The organism is Rhodococcus sp. JVH1 (genome assembly GCF_000280725.2).
In the GTDB taxonomy this organism is placed as follows: domain Bacteria; phylum Actinomycetota; class Actinomycetes; order Mycobacteriales; family Mycobacteriaceae; genus Rhodococcus_F; species Rhodococcus_F jostii_A.
On the sequence record NZ_CP166289.1, the window covers coordinates 1,657,442 to 1,674,489 of the forward strand.

Sequence of the window (17,048 nt, forward strand, 5' to 3'; positions counted from 1 at the left end):
GTAGCCTTTCCCTGTGTTCACCGGGATCCCCACCGCTGCTCTCGACTTCTACGAGGACCTCGAGGCAGACAACAGCAAGAGCTTCTGGACCGCGCACAAATCCGTCTACGACGACTCCGTGCGCGCACCCATGACCGCCCTGCTCGCGGAACTCGAATCGGAGTTCGGCGCGGGCAAGGTGTTTCGCCCCTACCGCGATGTCCGGTTCTCGAAGGACAAGACGCCCTACAAGACCCATCAGGGCGGATTCGTCGAGACCCGTCCCGGCGTGGGCTACTACGTGCAGATCGATGCCGCCGGACTGTTCGTCGCGGGCGGCTTCTATTCGCATACCCCGCTCCATGTCGGGCGTTTCCGTGACGCCGTCGACGACGACCGCAAGGGCCGCGAACTCGTCCGGCTCGTGAAGAAGGCCCGGTCGTCGGGATTCGAGATCGGCGGCGACACACTCAAGACCCGTCCTCGCGGCGTCGCCGAGGACCACCCGCGACTCGACCTGATGCGTCACAGGTCGCTCACGGCCAGCCGGAGCTACCTCTCCCCCGACTGGATCGAAACTCCCCGCGCCGCTGACGAAGTGCGCACCGCCTGGCGTTCGATGCGGCCGCTCGTCGAGTGGCTGACCACCGTCATCGGTGCCGGAGAATGAAACTTACCGGTCGGGAAAACACGTGTGGCACACAGCGTTTGCGGAGCAGTTTGCGCGCCTCGGCATGATCTTCGTCACGCTCGGCCACAGAACCGCAGGTCGTACTTACGGCGATGTGACTCGCACGCCCGAATTCCCCTACTGTGGCTCGTCGTGATCGACGCGCAGACTCTCTCCGGCCCTATCGATATCGCTGCAATTCGAAACGTCCGGCGTTGGTCGCCGGGGGCGTGCGTGTGGTGCGGAGACGACAACGCCGTCGAGATGTTCCGTAACGAACCTCGCTGTGGCACTTGCCGCGAGAAGGAATCGGTCATCGACGAGGCCCGCCGCTTCCTGGGCATGTACGGTCTGCGTCCGCTCGGCGGAACGTTGCAGTCGGACGACGACGAAGAGCGTGAGCACCGGGTCAACGCCCGCGACGCCCGCCGCGAACTCAACGAGATGAAGCTCGCGGAACTCCCGGACCCGGCGGCCGTCCGCAAGGCCCTGCGCCCCCGGGCGGCCAGTGTGGTGTCGGAGCCGCGCAGCACCGCTCATTCCGGAACGTCGTCGGCCTCCGCGTCGACCCGCCCGAGTGCGTCCCGCACGTCGGCCACCCCGCCGGTGGCACCGGTGCGCACCGATGCCGTCGACGTCGCCGCACTCGAATCGCGCGTCACGGGCCTGCTCGATCAGCTCTCGGCCATCGACGCCCAGATGAACCTGATCGGCGAGCCCGCCGGCCTTGCCGCGCGTGCTCGAATCAGCGACCTCGAGAAGCAGCGCGCCACCGTGCTCCGCACCCTCGCGGCGCTGGAGAAGGCCCGGATCGCGGCCGGCCAGTAGGCCGTACTTTTCGGGCTGCGTCCGGGTGATACTCTCGCCCTTCATGCAGCCCGCCTCCTCACCCACCGCGCTCGTCATCGACGCGAAGAAGCCGCCGATGGGCCCGATGCTGGTGACCCCCAATGCCCGCATCAACGGCCATCCCGTGCCGCTTCGATGGGGACACAACGAAATTCCGGCACCGCCGGGCGTGCACCACATCCAGATCTCGGTCCCGTGGATCTGGGAGCAGGGCAGGGCGCAGATCACCGTCGACAACCGGTACCACCCGGCTCCCCCGGTGTACTACGCGTCGCCGTTCAGCAGTTTCAGCAAGGGCGCGATCGACCATCGGCCGGTGAAGAATCCCGGACTGTTCGGGTTGCTGCTCATCCTCACACCGGTACTCGTCCTGATCCTCGCTGTCGTGGCGTTCGCCCTGTTCGGCTAGAGCGCCCGCGGCCGCACCATTGACACAATGGGCAATGTGTCTCACCATCGATACATGACCACACATGTGTCGAGCGTTTCGTTCGTACCGAGGTCCGGACAGTCGTGGCGTGCCCCGTGGCAGATGTACGCAGGCCTGCGCGACCACGACCCCGTCCATCACGTCGTCCCCGAGGACGCACCCGGCAACGACTACTGGGTGTTGTCCCGGCACGCCGACGTCTACGCGGCGGCCCGGGACCCCGAGACGTTCTCCTCCGCCGCCGGCCTCACCACGACATACGGCGAGCTGGAGAAGATCGGCCTGCAGGACAATCCGCCGCTGGTGATGCTCGACCCGCCCGACCACACCGCGTTCCGCCGTCTCGTGTCGAAGGGATTCACCCCACGGCAGGTCACCGCCGTCGAGCCGGACGTCCGGGCGTTCGTGGTGGAGCGCATCGAACAACTGCGGGAGGCAGGCGAGGGCGATGTGGTGAAGGAACTGTTCAAGCCGCTGCCGAGCATGGTCGTCGCCCACTACCTCGGTGTCCCCGACGAGGACCGGGCGCAGTTCGACGGGTGGACCGAGGCCATCGTCGCGGCCAATGCGCAGGGCGACACGCTGCAGGCGACGGGTGCGGTCACCGAACTGATGGGCTACTTCACCGGACTGATCGAGCGGCGGCGCACCGACCCCGGAGACGACACGATCTCGCACCTCGTCGCGGGCGGGATGGGAGCCGACGGCGACATCACCGGGCTGCTCTCCATCCTCGGTTTCGCGTTCACGATGGTCACCGGCGGCAACGACACCACCACCGGGATGCTCGGCGGCGCAGTCCAGTTGCTCACCGAGCACCGGGATCAGCGACGCGACCTGATCGAACATCCGGAGCTCGTCGGTGACGCCGTCGAGGAATTGCTCCGGCTCACCGCCCCCGTCCAGGGCCTCGCCCGCACGGTGACCCGCGAGGTCGAGATCGACGGCACCGTCGTTCCCGAGGGACGGAAGGTACTCCTGCTGTACGGCTCCGCCAACCGCGATCCGCGCCGGTTCGGACCGGATGCCGAGGTCCTGGACGTGCATCGCAGTCCGAAGCAGATCCTCACCTTCAGCCATGGGGCCCACCACTGCCTCGGTGCGGCCGCGGCACGGATGCAGGCGCGGATCGCGCTCGAGGAACTGCTGGCCCGCTGCCCCGATTTCACCGTCGACATCGACGCCGTCGTCTATGCGGACGGCAATTACGTGCGCCGCCCGACGAGCGTCCCGTTCCGGGTGCGTGAAGCATGACCGCCGACTGGATGCGGGACGAACGCCCCCGCCTCGCCGCCGAGCGGATCCTCGACGTCGCGGCCCAGCTGTATGTCGAGAACGGCATCGCGGCCGTCGGTATGGCCGAGGTCGCACGGGCGGCCGGATGTTCCCGGGCCACGCTGTACCGCTACTTCGACAGCAGGCAGTCGCTGCAGCTGGCGTTCGTTCACCGCGAGGCCCGGCGCATCGGCGCGCTGGTCGCGGAGGAGGTATCCGCGGCCGGTGATCCGAAGGATGTGATCGTGGAGGCGATGCTGGCCGCGATCCGGCTGGTGCGCGCCGACCCGACTCTGGCCGCCTGGTTCCAGCTCGGCGACTCCGGACTCGCCGCGCAGATCGCGCACTCGTCGGACGTCATCGAATCGCTGGGCTCCGCCTTCCTGGGGCAGGCGGGGTTCTCCAGCGACGAGACGTCCCGAAAGGCACGGTGGCTCGTCCGGATCATCGTCTCCCTGCTCACCGTCCCGGGCGTCGACGACACCGACGAACGCACGATGCTCGAGCAGTTCGTCGCACCGGCACTCGCCGAGCACGACTCCGGACGCGCCTGACACCTGCCACCTCCGGACGAACGGGACGCTCGTTCGATCTGACGCAACAAGCGTCCCGTTCGTGCGGGGGCGGAGCAGCGCGGGGATCCGCGAGGACGCTCAGGGGACGAAGAAGTACCCCAGGCCCGGAACGATCGTCGCCGAGGATTCGCCGAGGACGGTCGCCGTCACGTGCCCCGACCCTGTGGGCACGTCGACGACCGGTTCTCTGCCCGGCATTCCGAAACTGCCCGACGGAACGGTCACTGTTCCGGTCGCCCCCGTGCTGAGATTGAGCCACCGCACCGTGGCTGCGGAGGTGTACGTCGTGCAGTTCGCTCCCGGGGTGAACGCCGGGCACATGCTCGTCGCCGACAGCCGCGCGACGCCCGGTCCCGGACTCGCGCCGGTGGATGCGGCGAGCGACACCGTGGCGAAGGGAAACGGGTCACCGATGACCCCGGTGAACGGGACCTGGAACGCCGTCGTGGTCACCGACACCGGATCCGGTACGGCGGCGGCGATGCCGGCGGACGCGGTGGTGAGCGCCACCGCTGCGGCGCAGGTGCCGACGATCGTGCCGAGACGTCTGTTCCTCGTTGCCATGGTCAACCCTTCGTCACGTCGTGGAATCATGTTCCGGCTCTTCGACTGTATCGATCGACCACGTCGCACGTGCGCACTCCGGGATACCGGCGCGGCGAACCCTATGATGTAGCGAACCGCGACCGACCAGCGAAGGAGCCGCGTATGTGCTCGCCCCGCATCATGACTCACGTCTACGGAACCATCGAGAAACGCGGCGCCCCGATGAGTCGACGGTCGTTGTTCGGAGCGGTGGGCGCGGCAGCACTGGCGGCAGCGGTCGCACCGGCGACGGCATCAGCTGCCCCGACATCGGAGGCGTCGATCGTCGACCTCACCCATGTGCTCACTCCCAGCTTTCCCGTGTGGCCCGGCGCCCAGCAGTTCGCGATGCGAGCGGTGGCGCGGATCGGTGGCGCTCCGATTCTGCTCGGCTCCGTCGCAATCGGCGCTCCCAGTGTGTTCTACAAGAACGAACTCCGCTACGACGAGCACACCGGCACGCACGTCGACGCGCCGGCGCATGCGAGCGTGAACGGCCTCACCGTCGAACAGATTCCGCCCCGCGACCTGGTGGTACCGCTCGCCGTCGTGGACATTTCGGTGCGGGCCCGAGCCGACAACGACACGCTGCTCACCCGGCAGGATCTCCTCGACTGGGAGTCCGATCACGGTCCACTCCCCGACCGCTGCATGGTGGCGATGAACTCGGGATGGGACAGCCGCGCCGCTCAGCCCGCGACGTTCACCAATCAGGACACCACGGGTGTGCAGCACACACCCGGATTCGACCCGGACGCCGTCGAGTTCCTCGTCCGGGAACGCGACATCGTCGCGTTGGGATCGGACACCCTCAGTGTCGACGCGGGGCGTAGCACCACGTACGGAGCGCATCTCGCGGCACTCGGCGCCGGGAAGTACGCGGTGGAAGCTCTCGCGAATCTGTCACAGGTTCCGCCGTCCGGCGCAACCGTCATGGTCGGCGCCCCCACCCACGCAGGAGGATCCGGCGGTCCCTGCCGGACCCTCGCGTGGTTCTGACGTGTGAAGGTCAGCCTTGCGGGGTGACGCGGAGAACCTGGTCGGTGGAACCGTTGTCCGTGGTGACGAGCAGCGAACCGTCGGCGGTCGGGGTGACCGACCGGAGTCGACCGTACTGGTTCTGCAGGCCGAACGTCTGCGCCGTCACCGACTGCCCGTCCGCGGCGAGACGCAGGAAGATCAGTTGCTTCGTCTTGAGGCCGCCCATGACGAGTGCGCCGTCCCACGGTCCCCAGCCGGGGCCGGTCACGAAGGCGGCACTTCCGGTTGCGAGGGTCGTGCTGCCCGAACTCCACGCCGCGGCAACAGCTCCGGGGACGCGCGACGGATCCGTCATCGGTACGGATTCGTCGTAGATGCCGGGGATCCGATCGGGCTTGTAGCCGTAGTTCCCTCCCGCGACCAGGAGGTTCACCTCGTCGTCGCGGGTCGTTCCCTGATCCACGGCGTAGATGCGGCCCGTGCCGGGCTGCTGCGCGAGACCCTGCGCGTTCCGGTGCCCCAGGGTGTAGACGGGGCTCGCCGGGTCCGGATTTCCGGCTGCGGGGGTGCCGTCCGTATTGATGTGGAGGGTCTTGCCGCCCAGCGAGTTCGGATCCTGTGACACGGTCGGCTGCGCCGTGTCGCCGGTGCCGATGAACAGGGTGCCGTCGGCGGCCGTCAGTATCCGGCAACCGCCGTGACGTCCCTCGTTGACGGGGATTCCGGTCAGAATTGCGGAACCGCGGGTCAGCGTCGTCCAGCCGGCGTCGACGGTCCACGACTGGATCCGGATGTCGGTGACGCCACCTCCCTGGAATCCCTGGCACGTGTACAGGGTGCGCGTGTTCGCGAAATTGCTCGCGAGGGCGATACCCATCAACCCGGTCTCGGACTGCGCGTACAGGTCCGAGAGATCGGCGGTGACCGGGCCGGTGCTTCCGTCCGCACGCCGGACGAAGAACCCGCCCGACCGTTGACCGGTGAGGACGGCGCCGTCCGGGGCCTGCACCGCGTCCCACGGATGGTCGAGCCCGTCGAGAACCGGAGTGACCGTCAGCGCCGGAAGGGTGTCCTCCGTGGGAATTCCCGGGCCGTCGCTACCCGAACCGAGGCTTCCCGTGTCGAACGGGAAGGGCAGCGGCTGAGCGGAGACCTGTGCGGCGGGGAGTCCGATCACGGACGCGGTGGCGAGAGCGAGGACAGCGAGCTTCGAAGGACGCACAAGTTCTCCTCGGGTCGATTGCGCACTACGCGGTCACTATAAGCGCGATCGTGCCCGAAGTTGATCTTGCCGGTCAGTTCCGCGCGGCGCACACCAGCGCGAAGCGGTCGTCGGGATCGGTCCAGGTGCGTTCGACGTCGAATCCCGCCTCCGCCAGCTCCCGTCGGATCCCGTCGAGGGTGAACTTGGCCGAGATCTCCGTCCGCAGCTGCTCACCCGCTGTGAACTCCACGTCCAGATCCAGCTCGCCCACGCGGATCGACATCGCACGCTCGGCCTCGAGCCGCATCTCGATCCACTCGTTGTCGGCGTCCCACAGCGCGACGTGCCGGAACTCGTCCACCGGGAAGTCGGCGTCGAGCTGCGTGTTGAGTACCTGCAGGACGTTGCGGTTGAACTGGGCCGTCACCCCGGCGGCGTCGTCGTATGCGGGGACGAGGACGGCGGGATCGATCACCAATCCGACACCGAGGAGGAGGTGCTCCCCCGGTTCGAGGACGTCGGCGATTCCGGAGAGGAACTCCGCCCGCTCGGCCGGCACCATGTTTCCGAGGGTTCCCCCGAGGAACGCGATCGTGCGGCGGCCACCGCGTGGAAGGTGGTGCAGCGACTCGGTGAAGTCGCTGACGACGCCGCGCACGGTCAGATGCGGGAACTCCACGCCGATCTGCTCTGCCGCACCCTCGAGAGCGGACACCGACACGTCCTGCGGTACGTACGTATGGAGACTTCCGTGCCGCGTAGCGGCGCCCAGCAGGAGCCGTGTCTTCTCCGACGACCCGGATCCGAGTTCCACGAGAATCTCCGGCGCCGTGACCTCGGCGATCTCCCCCGAATATCGTCTGAGCAGTTCCCGTTCCGTACGCGTCGGGAAGTATTCGGGCAACGCGGTGATCTGCTCGAACAGCTCGCTCCCGCGGGCGTCGTAGAAGTATTTGGGAGGCAGCCATTTCGGGTTCGACGTGAGCCCGACGGTGGCGTCCTTGCACAGAGCGGCCTTCAGCTGCTCGGGTTGCAGGTACACCTCGAGGGTCGGTGTGGTGGTCATCGTGCTCCCATCTCGAGCGGGGTGACGATCAGGTGTCCGGGACGTGCGCTGACGAAGTGACGGTCCGGAATCGATTGCCATGCGGGGTTGTCGTCGTAGGGTTCGGACATCACGATGGCCCGCTCGTCGTCGACGAGCGCCGACAGCGAGTGATGCCAGGTGGTGGCCCACAGTTCACTGCCGTTGCCCAGCAGCAGATTCAATCGCGAGTTCGGGGCCGCAGCGACGACGTCCTGTACGAGCGCACTCATCGCCTTCTCGGGGTCCTGCTCGCCGAGCGCCCGGCGTAGGAGCAGCCACAACGCGGCCGAGTCGGTCGGTGCCTCGAGTTGCAGCAGATCGTTCACGGGGAGCTCCGCGGCGAGCGCGCCAAGCGACTCCGGCCACCCGCGGACCACCCCGTTGTGGCTGAAGGCCCAGGTCTCGTCGGAGAACGGCGCGCAGGCCGTGTGTTGCACGGGCATCCCGACCGTCGCCGACCGTGCGGCGGCCACCACGGCGCGGGAGCGGATGTTCGGCAACGTCTCTCGCACGACGGGGTCGGACCAGAGCGGCTGGGCACTGCGGTAGCGGGAGAAACCGTCCGATCCCCACCAGCCCACACCGAATCCGTCGGCGTTGACGGTCCCGCCACCTCTCATGTCGCGTGGCGCGTAGGACTGGCGCAGGAGCGAGTTCTCGCCGCGACTCAAGAGGTCGCCCACCGACTGTTCCGGTCCCAGATAGCCCAGGTGTCGGCACATCTCAGCGGTCGTCCCCCGGAAGGTCCCGAGCACAGCGGAATCCGGAGAAGATCTGCCTCCGGATCGGGTGGTCCCAGTTGCGGAACGTCCCACGGCACGCTACCGGATCGGTGCCGAACGAACCGCCGCGCAGCACGCGGTAGTCGCCGCCGTAGAACACCTCCGAGTACTCGCGGTACGGAAACGCCGAGAACCCGGGATAGGGCTCGAACGGCGACGACGTCCACTCCCACACGTCGCCGATCAGCTGATGGACGCCGAGCGGGGATGCCCCCGACGGATAGGCCCCGACCACCGCGGGACCGAGGTGACGTTGCCCGAGATTGGCGAGCGAGGAGTCGGGTTCGGCTTCGCCCCAAGGGAATCGGCGCGACCGGCCGGTGAACGGATCCCACCGCGCGGCCTTCTCCCATTCGGCTTCGGTCGGAAGTCTCTTGCCGTCCCAGCGTGCGAACGCCTCGGCCTCGAAGTAGCAGACGTGCACGACCGGTTCCTGGAGATGGATCGGCTCGGTCACCCCGAACCTCTGTCGCCACCAGGTTCCGCAGCCGTCGTTCTCCCAGAACTGGGGAGCATCCAACCCGGCTTCGAGGCGGTGCGCCCATCCCCGCTCACTCCACAACTCGGGCCGCGCGTAACCTCCGTCGTCCATGAACTCGAGGTAGCGGCCGTTGGTGACGGGGACGGCGTCGATCACGAACGCCGGAACGTGCACGCGGTGCGCGGACCTCTCGTTGTCGAGCGCCCACGGATCGTCCGACGTTCCCATCGTGAATTCGCCGGAGGGAATGACCACTTCGTCCTCGTCGATCGCCCCGCCGACACGCGGTGCGCTCTCCGCGGCCAGCACAGCCGGGCCGGTGCGCAGTTGATGGGTGGCGAGCATCGTTTCGGCATGCTGCTGCTCGTGCTGCGCGATCATGCCGAACGCGAATCCGTTCTCCTCGAGCGGCCGGCCCCGGAACGTGCTGCGGTCGAGAACATCCCACGACTTGTCTCGAACGGTACGTACGTATTCCCTGGCCTCGTCCGGGTCCAGCAGCGGCAGGGACGGCCGGGAGTTCCTCGAATGTTTGAATGCGTCGTACAACTCGTCGATGTCGCGGCGGACCGGTTCCCGTCCACCGACGTCCCGCACGAGCCACAGCTCTTCCTGATTGCCGATGTGCGCGAGATCCCACACGAGCGGGCTCATCAACGGGGAATGCTGTGCAACGAGGTCCTCCCCGCCCACACAGTCCGTCAACCCCGCGGTGCGCTCCCGCGCCCGTGTCAACACCGTCTCGATCTTCTCGCGGGTACCCATCAGCATTCCTCGCTCGGCGCCTGGCCCTGGCAACATCGTTCGGCGCCGGCATCGAGCAGTCTGACGAATTCGGGGTCGGGCGAGTACGCCGCCGCCAGCGACAGCAGAGCTGTTGCCGCAGCGCGCAATTCGAGGTCGGCCAGGCCGAACTCGGCCGCGTCCCGCCAGCGTTCGGCGGTGGGCAGCGCCGCGTCGAGCGCCTCGGCCATGGCGCCCGGGCCCGACAGCAGCGCGTCGATCGCCGCGATGGGAACCCGCCACTGGTCGCCCGGTTGCGCGTCGAGGTACCGCACCTCGAGATGACCGGCCGCGCGCACGGGCGGAAACAGGGTGGTGAGGTGGTAGTCGAGGTCGGCGGGCGTCGGGCGACCGATCACGTCATCCAGTGCGCCCTCGACCCAGTCCGCGAAAGTTGCACCGTCGGGCGCTGTCCAGTCCGTTCCGTCGTTGCGGATGCACAGCAACGGCACGTCCAGCACCCACCCCGCATAGTCCGCGACGTGCGGGGTTCCGATGGTGCGCGGCGAATCGAGTTCGAGCCACGTTCGCATCCGCTGCGACGCCCATTGCCCGTCGGGTACCCCGTAGAGCCGCGGCGAACACGCGAAGGCCGCGATCAATGCGGGACCGATGGCATGAAGCAGGTGCCACCGCTTCTCCACCGCAACCGGATCGGCCCCGGCGTCCACGCTGATCTGCGTTGCGGCGGTGTTGCACATCATCAGCTTCCCGAAGGGCCCGATGCCGGTGAAACGGGATTCCATGGCGCAGTAGCGCGGCGATTGGAGGAGACGTTGCGCGGGCCGGCGGGTGTCCGCGGCCTCGGACGACATGAGGATCGATCGGGAAGACAACAGGTCCGTGAGAACCGCCTGATCGGCGGCGAGATAGTCGCACAGTTCGCGTGCGGAGTAATAGGGGGCGCTGGACAGTTCGATCTGTCCGCCGGGTTCGACCGTGACGGCGCTGCCACCGGGAAGGGGCTGAGCAGGAGAAGTAGGATCGATGGTTCTGGGGGTGTGCGGCCCGAGAGCTTCGGCGAGAGCGGCGAGGTCGGGGCGCACGTATTCCGGCAGTTGCGCGGTCAGCCACTCCAATTCCGCGCCGATCAGCTGCGGTGGCCCCAGTTTGAAGCAGACACCACCCAGGTACGCCTCCGCCGCCGGCCGCGACGTGAAACACGTTGCCTCGACGGACTGAACTGCAGTAGCCATTCGACCCTCCCCTTCGGGCGCCGCCTGAACGTCGTTATCGACATTAGAGCGCCTCGGCCGTCGATGCACGCCCCATCGGCATACTTTTCGAGGAACCTGCACGGGTACGTTCGAGTCCAGTCACCGCGAAAAGGGAGGTATCGGACATGCTCGACCTCGAGCAGGCGCGACGGGACACCCCGGGCTGCCTCGACAAGGTGTTCCTCGACAGCGCGGGCTCCTCGCTTCCGCCGACCCCGGTCCTGGACGCCGTGTTCGCGCACCTGCGCCGGGAGGCCGACGTGGGCGGCTACGTCGCGGCCGCCGAACGGGCCGACGACCTCGCGGCCGTGAAGTCGTCCCTTGGCCGGCTGATCGGGGCGAGCGCCGACAGCATCGCCCTGGTGGACAGCGCCACCACCGCCTGGAACGACTTCTTCCATGCCGTTCCGCTCGAGGCCGGGGACCGTGTGCTGATCTCGGAGGTCGAGTACGCCAGCAACGCCATCGCCGTCCTACAGCGGGCCCGATCCGTGGGCGCGACGGTCGACGTGATCCCCAGCGACCCCGCAGGCCAGATCGACGTCGCCGCCCTCGAAACGCTTCTCGACGACCGGGTCCGTCTCGTGTCCCTCGTGCACGTGCCCACCAACGGCGGCCTGGTCAATCCCGTCCGTGAGGTGACGGAGCTGGCACACTCGCACGGCGCGCTGGTGCTGCTCGACGCGTGTCAGTCCGTCGGCCAGATCGCCCTCGACGCGAGCGAGATGGGCGTCGACGCACTCTCGGCCACCGGCCGCAAATGGCTTCGTGCACCTCGGGGCACCGGCTTCCTGTACGTCCGGCCGGAACTGGCCGCGACCCTCGAGCCGGCCGCCCTCGACCTGCACAGCGCGGAGTGGACCGCGGCCGATGCGTACCGGCTCGCCACCGATGCCAGCCGGTTCGAATTCTGGGAATGCGACGTCGCCGCACGCCTCGGACTCGGGGTGGCGGCCGACTATCTCCTCGACCTCGGTGTGGCCGAGGTCGAGGCGGCCGTTGCGGCCGGGGCCGAGCACCTCCGGTCGGGGCTCGCGGCGATCCCCGGTGTCACCGTGCGCGACCTCGGCGCCCGCCGCTGCGGAATCGTCTCGTTCACCGTCGACGGGTTCGATCCCGGCGACGTCCGGAAACAGCTGGCTGCCCGCAACGTCACCGTCACAGCCAGCCTGCGCGGATCGACACTGCTGGACATGAGCGCCCGCGGACTGGACGCCGTGGTGCGGGCATCGCCGCACTATTTCTGCTCCCCGGACGACCTCGACCGGTTCCTCGCGGAGGTGCGGACGCTCGCGAACTAGCGCAGTAAGCGCGAACTCCCCCCGGGCCGGGCGGCCGAGCACACGCGGCTGCGCACTTTTCCCGACGTCCGGATCCGTCCGTGCACGTGGTCCGGCAAGCCGACGGGCCCGCAGGCGCAGGCCACGGCGCGACTGCTGTCCGGCGAGGAGGCGCGGGCTGCGGGCGCTCGCCGACCTCCGGACGCGACGTCCCACTGACCGGGAGATCCACCGATTCGGGTTTTGTAACAGGTTACAGTTTGAGGGTAACCCACGTCACACCACACCCGTGACCGCCCGAGAGGACTTCCACCCATGGTCGACGCCACACCGATCCGCCCCCGGTCCGCAACAACGGTCACCGAGTGGGACTACGAGGCCGACGTCGTGGTCGCCGGTTACGGCATCGCCGGTGTGGCCGCCTCCATCGAGGCCGCGCGCGCCGGCGCCGACGTCCTGGTCCTCGAACGCACCAGTGGCTGGGGCGGTGCCGCCGCTCTCGCCGGCGGCTTCATCTACCTCGGCGGAGGAACGCCGCTGCAGAAGGCGTGCGGGTTCGACGACTCCCCCGAGAACATGAAGACGTTCATGATGGCGGCGCTCGGCCCGGGCGCCGACGAGGAGAAGATCACCGACTACTGCGAGGGCAGCGTCGAGCACTACAACTGGCTCGTCGACTGCGGTGTCCCGTTCAAGGAGAGCTTCTGGGGCGAACCCGGCTGGGAACCCCCGTTCGACGACGGACTCATGTACTCCGGCGGCGAGAACGCGGCGCCTTTCAACGAGATCGCGACCCCCGCACCGCGCGGCCACGTTCCGCAGATGGACGGCAAGAGGACCGGCGAGAAGGGCGGCGGCTACATGCTGATGAAGCCGCTCGTCGAGACCGCCGAAAAGCTCGGGGTCCGAGCCGAATACGACATGCGCGTCCAGACTCTCGTCACGGACGACACCGGTCGCGTCGTCGGGATCGTCGCCAAGCAGTACGGCAAGGAGGTGGCGGTCCGGGCGCGCCGCGGCGTCGTCCTCGCCACCGGCAGCTTCGCCTACAACGACAAGATGATCGAGGCCCATGCGCCGCGACTCATCGGCCGCCCCGGTGCCGCCATCGAGGAGCACGACGGACGGTCGATCCTCATGGCGCAGGCCCTCGGCGCCGATCTCGCCCACATGGACGCCACCGAGGTCGCGTTCGTCTGCGACCCCCAGTTGATCGTCCGCGGCATCCTCGTCAACGGCCGGGGGCAGCGCTACGTTCCGGAGGACACCTACTCCGGGCGGATCGGCCAGATGACCCTGTTCCACCAGGACAACCAGGCATTCCTCATCATCGACGAGGCGTCGTACGAGGAAGGCGCGGCCGCCACCACGGCCACGCCGTTCCTGCGCGTCCAGCCGAAGTGGGCGGCGGAGACTGTCGAGGAACTCGAATCCGACATGGGCCTGCCCGCCGGCGCACTGCAGTCGACCGTCGAGGTGTACAACAAGCACGCCGCCGAAGGATCGGACCCGCTGCTGCACAAGAAGTCCGAGTGGGTGAAGCCGATCGGCACCCCCGTCGCGGCACTCGACCTGCGCGGGTTCACCCTCGGTTTCACTCTCGGCGGCCTGCGGACGACCCTGAACTCCGAGGTACTGCACGTCTCCGGCGAACCGATCCCCGGCCTCTTCGCGGCGGGACGGTGCACGTCCGGCGTGTGCGCGGGCGGCTACGCCAGCGGCACCTCGCTCGGCGACGGCAGCTTCTACGGCCGCCGCGCCGGCATCAGTGCCGCGAAGCAGGCCTGACCGGGCCTACCCGACGAGCCGGACCGTCACGCCGGCCGCGAACCGGTACGGCTGGGTGCTCAGGACCGCGCCGAGACTCTTGCGCAGACGCGAGACCTCGGCGCGGACCGCCACCACGTGGTCGCGGTCGCCGAACAACGATTCGCTGAGCGAGGCGGCGTCGACGCCCGCCGGTCCCGCGACCGACAGCACCCGCAGGATCTGGGCGTGCCGGGGCGAGAGGGCCCGCGTCCAGTTGACGTCGCCCCGGACCGTCACGTGCGGTGCGTCGCCGAGGTCGAGTTCCAGTTCGATGGCCGTCCCGTCGACGCGCCTGCGCACCAGCCAGCCGTCGCCGAGCGGTTCGGGTACGCACAGCCCGAGCCCCGGGACGAGCAGTGGCCGGTCCAGGCTCGGCGGCGAGACCCGCTCCGGGGCCGCGATGCCACTCGCCTCCGCGACCCACCCGTGCTTGTCGACGACCAGCGCCGGACCGCCCGCCGACGCCAGCAACGGTGCCGCCCTGCCGCGCAGCTTGTCCAGTTGCGCCGTGTGCTCACGCCACAGCGTCGCCTCGGCCAGACGCACCGCGGTGCGGACGAGCGCGACCGTGGTCGGGTGGATCGACATCGCCGACCCACTGATGTCGACCACGCCGAGAATCTCACCGGTGCGCGGATCGTGAACCGGCGACCCGGTGCACGACCAGCCGTGATGCGAGGGGGCATAGTGCTCGGCCGAGAACAGTTGCACCGCAGCATCTTCGATCAGCGCCGTGCCGATCGCGTTGGTGCCGACCGCCTGCTCCGCCCAGCGCGCACCCTCTGTGAACCCCAGGGCATCAGCCGCTTTCCGGACCCCGCGGGAACCTTCCCGCCACAACAGGACACCGTCGGCGTCGGCGATGACCACGATGAAGTTCGCATCGTCCGCGACCTGCGTCAACGTGCTGCGCAGTTCCGGGAGCACGGTTCGCAGCGCCGTCCGGGTGCGCCGCGCCTCGATCTCGGAGAAGTCGGCGGGCTCCACGTCCGCGCAGTGGTCCGGGCTGACACCGCCGGCCTGCAGACGGGACCACGACCGCGCCACCACGTCCCGTGGAAGGGCGGGCGGCTGCTGCCCGGACAGCACGGCGTCGTGCACCTGGCTGAGCAGCCGGGCATGTCGCGGCAGATCCACACCGCTTGCCACTGCGGTCAGCCGGTCTGCGGTCGGACGTTCAGCGCTCACAACGCCGAGGCTACCCCCGGCGTTGTGAGCCACACCACTGTCCGTCATCGGATCGGCTGCAACCCTTCCTCCTGGGCCTTGATCTGGAAGGCCAGATACTTCGAGTAGTGCCGGGACTGATGCAGGTTGCCTGCCATGAACCAGAAACCCGGATGACCGGACCGGCGCCACACCGTGCGCAGCTCGCCCTCGGCGTCGAGGCCCCAGACGTCCTGGCAGCGGTCCGCGACCGCGTCGCCGAGGAACTTGCGGGCGCTCTCACGCATGTTCTTGTATCCGGTCGCGAGAACCACCACGTCCACCGGCATCTCGGTGCCGTCGGCGAACACGACCCCGTCCGGGGTGAAGTGATCGATCTCGGTTCCCTGCTTCACCGACACCTCGCCGCTCGCGATCAGCTCGGATGCGCCGACGTCGATGTAGTAGCCGCCGCCGCGTCGCAGGTACTTCATGAACAGGCCACTGCCGTCCTCGCCGAAATCGACCTTGAATCCGGCCTTCCGCAGACCGTCGAGCATCTCCGCGTCCTTCTCGGCGATGGCCTCCGTCGCCCCGGCGTGAATTCCCGCGAGCAACGGGTACGGCAGCGACGCGAAGATCAGGTCGGCGTCCTGCACCGCGGGCCCGCCCTCCTCGTACACGCCGCCGAACAGTCCGGGGATGCCGTGCTTGCTGCTCATCACATACGTGGACGAGCGCTGCAGGATGGTCACGTCCGCACCCTGCTCGTTGAGTTCCTGGGCGATGTCGTGGCCCGAGTTGCAGCAGCCGACGACGAGGGCCTTCTTGCCCTGCATCTCCCGGCCGCCGACGAACCAGCTCGAATGCTCGATGGTTCCCTCGAACGTGTCGGCACCAGCGATCCGCGGAATGTTCGGCACCCCACTCATTCCCGTGGCGAGGACGACGTGCCGGGGGTGCAGCGTGCGGGTGGAGCCGTCGTCGCGGGCGACGGTCACGGTCCATTCGCCGGTGGCGTCGTCATAGCTGCCGCCGGTGAACTCGGTTCCCGTCCACACGTTGAGTTCCATTGCGTCGGCGTAGAACTCGAACCAGTTCGCGAGCTTGTCCTTGGGCGTGAACACCGGCCAGTGGTCGGGGAAGTTCAGGTACGGCAGGTGGTCGTACCAGACCGGGTCGTGCAGGACCAGCGAGTGGTAGCGCTTTCGCCAGCTGTCACCGATCCGGTCGTTTCGCTCCACCAGCAGGGTGTCGACTCCGAGCTGTCCCAGACGGGCGGCGAGGGCGAGACCACCCTGGCCGGCGCCGACGATCACGACGGCCGGCTGCTCGGTCTCGAACTCGCCCTTGGCGGTTCGCCGGTCGAGCCAGTTGATCTTGCCGCGGTGGGCGCCGTGATTCGTGCCCTGAACCCGCCGATGCCCCTTCTTCTCCTCGTGGCCCTTGATCTCCTCCATCGCGCTGATCAACGTCCAGGCGCGCCACTCTCCGTCGTCGTCGCGCCTCAGCCGAACGAAACCGCGGCTGCGGGCCAGGGTCGTCTCGAATGTGAAGAAGGCCTGTATCCAGTCGCCCTCCGGATCAGCCACCGCCTCGGCGGGGTGCGCGGGTGACAGGACGAGGTGGCGCGGCTCGTGCACCGGAACCGAATCCGCGAGGCGCGACTCGATGTCCGCGCGACCGTGTGCGGTGTGCAGATCCCAGGTGAACGACAGCAGGTCGCGCCACCAACCATCGACCAGGAAGTGCTGGGCGGCCCCGCGCGCGTCGCCTCGTTCGAGGGTGGCACCGAATCCGGCCAGCCAGCGCCGGGCGATGTCACCCGGCTGCGGGATGTTGGTGTCGACGGGTGCGTCGAGTGTGGCGGTCATGGTGTCCTCCGTCGTCGGCAATCGAGAAGTTCGATACCTCT

At 68.4% G+C, this 17,048-nt stretch carries 16 protein-coding genes and 1 pseudogene; 9 read left to right on the forward strand and 8 right to left on the reverse strand.

Translation table 11 applies throughout. From position 1 onward, the window contains the following. The first annotated feature begins 13 nt into the window (after positions 1 to 13). The 5 genes from JVH1_RS07760 (at position 14) to JVH1_RS07780 (ending at position 3,757) form a co-directional block, all read left to right on the forward strand. Entirely contained in the window at positions 14 to 649 is a 636-nt protein-coding gene (locus JVH1_RS07760) for a DUF2461 domain-containing protein (RefSeq protein WP_009478967.1), read from the forward strand. A gap of 153 nt (positions 650 to 802) precedes the next feature. Beyond that, on the forward strand, positions 803 to 1,477 hold the full coding sequence (locus tag JVH1_RS07765; RefSeq protein WP_009478965.1) for a hypothetical protein: 675 nt from the start codon (positions 803 to 805) through the stop codon (positions 1,475 to 1,477). 43 nt (positions 1,478 to 1,520) lie between these two features. Continuing rightward, complete coding sequence (locus JVH1_RS07770) at positions 1,521 to 1,907, forward strand: hypothetical protein (RefSeq protein WP_009478964.1); 387 nt, start codon at positions 1,521 to 1,523, stop codon at positions 1,905 to 1,907. A gap of 54 nt (positions 1,908 to 1,961) precedes the next feature. Beyond that, positions 1,962 to 3,182, forward strand: a complete 1,221-nt coding sequence (locus JVH1_RS07775; protein ID WP_043781819.1) for a cytochrome P450 — start codon at positions 1,962 to 1,964, stop codon at positions 3,180 to 3,182. After that, positions 3,179 to 3,757: a TetR/AcrR family transcriptional regulator gene (locus tag JVH1_RS07780; protein ID WP_009478962.1), complete on the forward strand. Its 579-nt coding sequence runs from the start codon at positions 3,179 to 3,181 to the stop codon at positions 3,755 to 3,757. The genes JVH1_RS07775 and JVH1_RS07780 overlap by 4 nt, the downstream gene beginning before the upstream one ends. A gap of 99 nt (positions 3,758 to 3,856) precedes the next feature. Here the strand turns inward: JVH1_RS07780 and JVH1_RS07785 are convergent, their stop codons facing one another. Continuing rightward, complete coding sequence (locus JVH1_RS07785; protein ID WP_043781817.1) at positions 3,857 to 4,342, reverse strand: hypothetical protein; 486 nt, start codon at positions 4,340 to 4,342, stop codon at positions 3,857 to 3,859. A gap of 144 nt (positions 4,343 to 4,486) precedes the next feature. On the opposite strand from JVH1_RS07785, the gene JVH1_RS07790 reads away from it, so the two are divergent. Further along, positions 4,487 to 5,362 carry a cyclase family protein gene (locus tag JVH1_RS07790; RefSeq protein WP_009478959.1) on the forward strand — a complete coding sequence of 292 codons (876 nt, stop codon included), beginning with the start codon at positions 4,487 to 4,489 and terminating at the stop codon, positions 5,360 to 5,362. Between the two features lie 10 nt (positions 5,363 to 5,372). On the opposite strand, the gene JVH1_RS07795 is transcribed toward JVH1_RS07790, so the two are convergent. The 5 genes from JVH1_RS07795 to egtA all read right to left on the reverse strand — a co-directional run bounded on the left by JVH1_RS07795 (position 5,373) and on the right by egtA (position 10,877). Continuing rightward, positions 5,373 to 6,566 carry a sorbosone dehydrogenase family protein gene (locus JVH1_RS07795; protein ID WP_009478958.1) on the reverse strand — a complete coding sequence of 398 codons (1,194 nt, stop codon included), beginning with the start codon at positions 6,564 to 6,566 and terminating at the stop codon, positions 5,373 to 5,375. Between the two features lie 73 nt (positions 6,567 to 6,639). After that, positions 6,640 to 7,614, reverse strand: coding sequence for an L-histidine N(alpha)-methyltransferase (gene egtD, locus JVH1_RS07800; RefSeq protein ID WP_009478957.1), 975 nt, complete (start codon positions 7,612 to 7,614; stop codon positions 6,640 to 6,642). Further along, on the reverse strand, positions 7,611 to 8,357 hold the full coding sequence (egtC, locus tag JVH1_RS07805; protein ID WP_009478956.1) for an ergothioneine biosynthesis protein EgtC: 747 nt from the start codon (positions 8,355 to 8,357) through the stop codon (positions 7,611 to 7,613). Before egtC ends, egtD begins: the two co-directional genes overlap by 4 nt. Position 8,358: 1 nt before the next feature. After that, on the reverse strand, positions 8,359 to 9,663 hold the full coding sequence (gene egtB / locus JVH1_RS07810) for an ergothioneine biosynthesis protein EgtB (protein ID WP_009478955.1): 1,305 nt from the start codon (positions 9,661 to 9,663) through the stop codon (positions 8,359 to 8,361). Continuing rightward, a complete protein-coding gene (gene egtA / locus JVH1_RS07815; RefSeq protein ID WP_009478954.1) occupies positions 9,663 to 10,877 on the reverse strand; it encodes an ergothioneine biosynthesis glutamate--cysteine ligase EgtA in 1,215 nt (404 codons plus the stop codon). The genes egtB and egtA overlap by 1 nt, the downstream gene beginning before the upstream one ends. Before the next feature lie 146 nt (positions 10,878 to 11,023). Between egtA and JVH1_RS07820 the strand changes: the two genes are divergently transcribed. From JVH1_RS07820 to JVH1_RS07830, 3 genes and pseudogenes are all read left to right on the forward strand, one after another. Beyond that, positions 11,024 to 12,199: an aminotransferase class V-fold PLP-dependent enzyme gene (locus tag JVH1_RS07820; protein WP_009478953.1), complete on the forward strand. Its 1,176-nt coding sequence runs from the start codon at positions 11,024 to 11,026 to the stop codon at positions 12,197 to 12,199. A gap of 21 nt (positions 12,200 to 12,220) precedes the next feature. Next, positions 12,221 to 12,367, forward strand: a pseudogene (locus JVH1_RS07825) (PPOX class F420-dependent oxidoreductase); the annotation flags it as partial. Between the two features lie 126 nt (positions 12,368 to 12,493). After that, the gene (locus tag JVH1_RS07830) at positions 12,494 to 13,966 is read left to right on the forward strand and encodes an FAD-dependent oxidoreductase (RefSeq protein ID WP_009478952.1); all 1,473 of its coding nucleotides are present in this window, start codon (positions 12,494 to 12,496) and stop codon (positions 13,964 to 13,966) included. Positions 13,967 to 13,972: 6 nt separating this feature from the next. On the opposite strand, the gene JVH1_RS07835 is transcribed toward JVH1_RS07830, so the two are convergent. Together JVH1_RS07835 and JVH1_RS07840 are read right to left on the reverse strand one after the other, a co-directional pair. Continuing rightward, on the reverse strand, positions 13,973 to 15,223 hold the full coding sequence (locus JVH1_RS07835) for a GAF domain-containing protein (protein ID WP_016883463.1): 1,251 nt from the start codon (positions 15,221 to 15,223) through the stop codon (positions 13,973 to 13,975). Next, positions 15,220 to 17,007 carry an NAD(P)/FAD-dependent oxidoreductase gene (locus JVH1_RS07840; RefSeq protein WP_009478950.1) on the reverse strand — a complete coding sequence of 596 codons (1,788 nt, stop codon included), beginning with the start codon at positions 17,005 to 17,007 and terminating at the stop codon, positions 15,220 to 15,222. Before JVH1_RS07840 ends, JVH1_RS07835 begins: the two co-directional genes overlap by 4 nt. Between the last annotated feature and the right edge of the window lie 41 nt (positions 17,008 to 17,048).

Coding starts and splice junctions, on each gene's coding strand:
- JVH1_RS07790 (WP_009478959.1), top strand. CDS start 4,487: ATGTGCTCGCCCCGCATCATGACTCACGTCTACGGAACCATCGAGAAA.
- JVH1_RS07830 (WP_009478952.1), top strand. CDS start 12,494: ATGGTCGACGCCACACCGATCCGCCCCCGGTCCGCAACAACGGTCACC.
- JVH1_RS07835 (WP_016883463.1), bottom strand. CDS start 15,223: ATGACGGACAGTGGTGTGGCTCACAACGCCGGGGGTAGCCTCGGCGTT.
- JVH1_RS07770 (WP_009478964.1), top strand. CDS start 1,521: ATGCAGCCCGCCTCCTCACCCACCGCGCTCGTCATCGACGCGAAGAAG.
- JVH1_RS07775 (WP_043781819.1), top strand. CDS start 1,962: ATGACCACACATGTGTCGAGCGTTTCGTTCGTACCGAGGTCCGGACAG.
- JVH1_RS07820 (WP_009478953.1), top strand. CDS start 11,024: ATGCTCGACCTCGAGCAGGCGCGACGGGACACCCCGGGCTGCCTCGAC.
- JVH1_RS07840 (WP_009478950.1), bottom strand. CDS start 17,007: ATGACCGCCACACTCGACGCACCCGTCGACACCAACATCCCGCAGCCG.
- JVH1_RS07785 (WP_043781817.1), bottom strand. CDS start 4,342: ATGGCAACGAGGAACAGACGTCTCGGCACGATCGTCGGCACCTGCGCC.
- egtD (WP_009478957.1), bottom strand. CDS start 7,614: ATGACCACCACACCGACCCTCGAGGTGTACCTGCAACCCGAGCAGCTG.
- JVH1_RS07780 (WP_009478962.1), top strand. CDS start 3,179: ATGACCGCCGACTGGATGCGGGACGAACGCCCCCGCCTCGCCGCCGAG.
- egtC (WP_009478956.1), bottom strand. CDS start 8,357: ATGTGCCGACACCTGGGCTATCTGGGACCGGAACAGTCGGTGGGCGAC.
- egtA (WP_009478954.1), bottom strand. CDS start 10,877: ATGGCTACTGCAGTTCAGTCCGTCGAGGCAACGTGTTTCACGTCGCGG.
- egtB (WP_009478955.1), bottom strand. CDS start 9,663: ATGGGTACCCGCGAGAAGATCGAGACGGTGTTGACACGGGCGCGGGAG.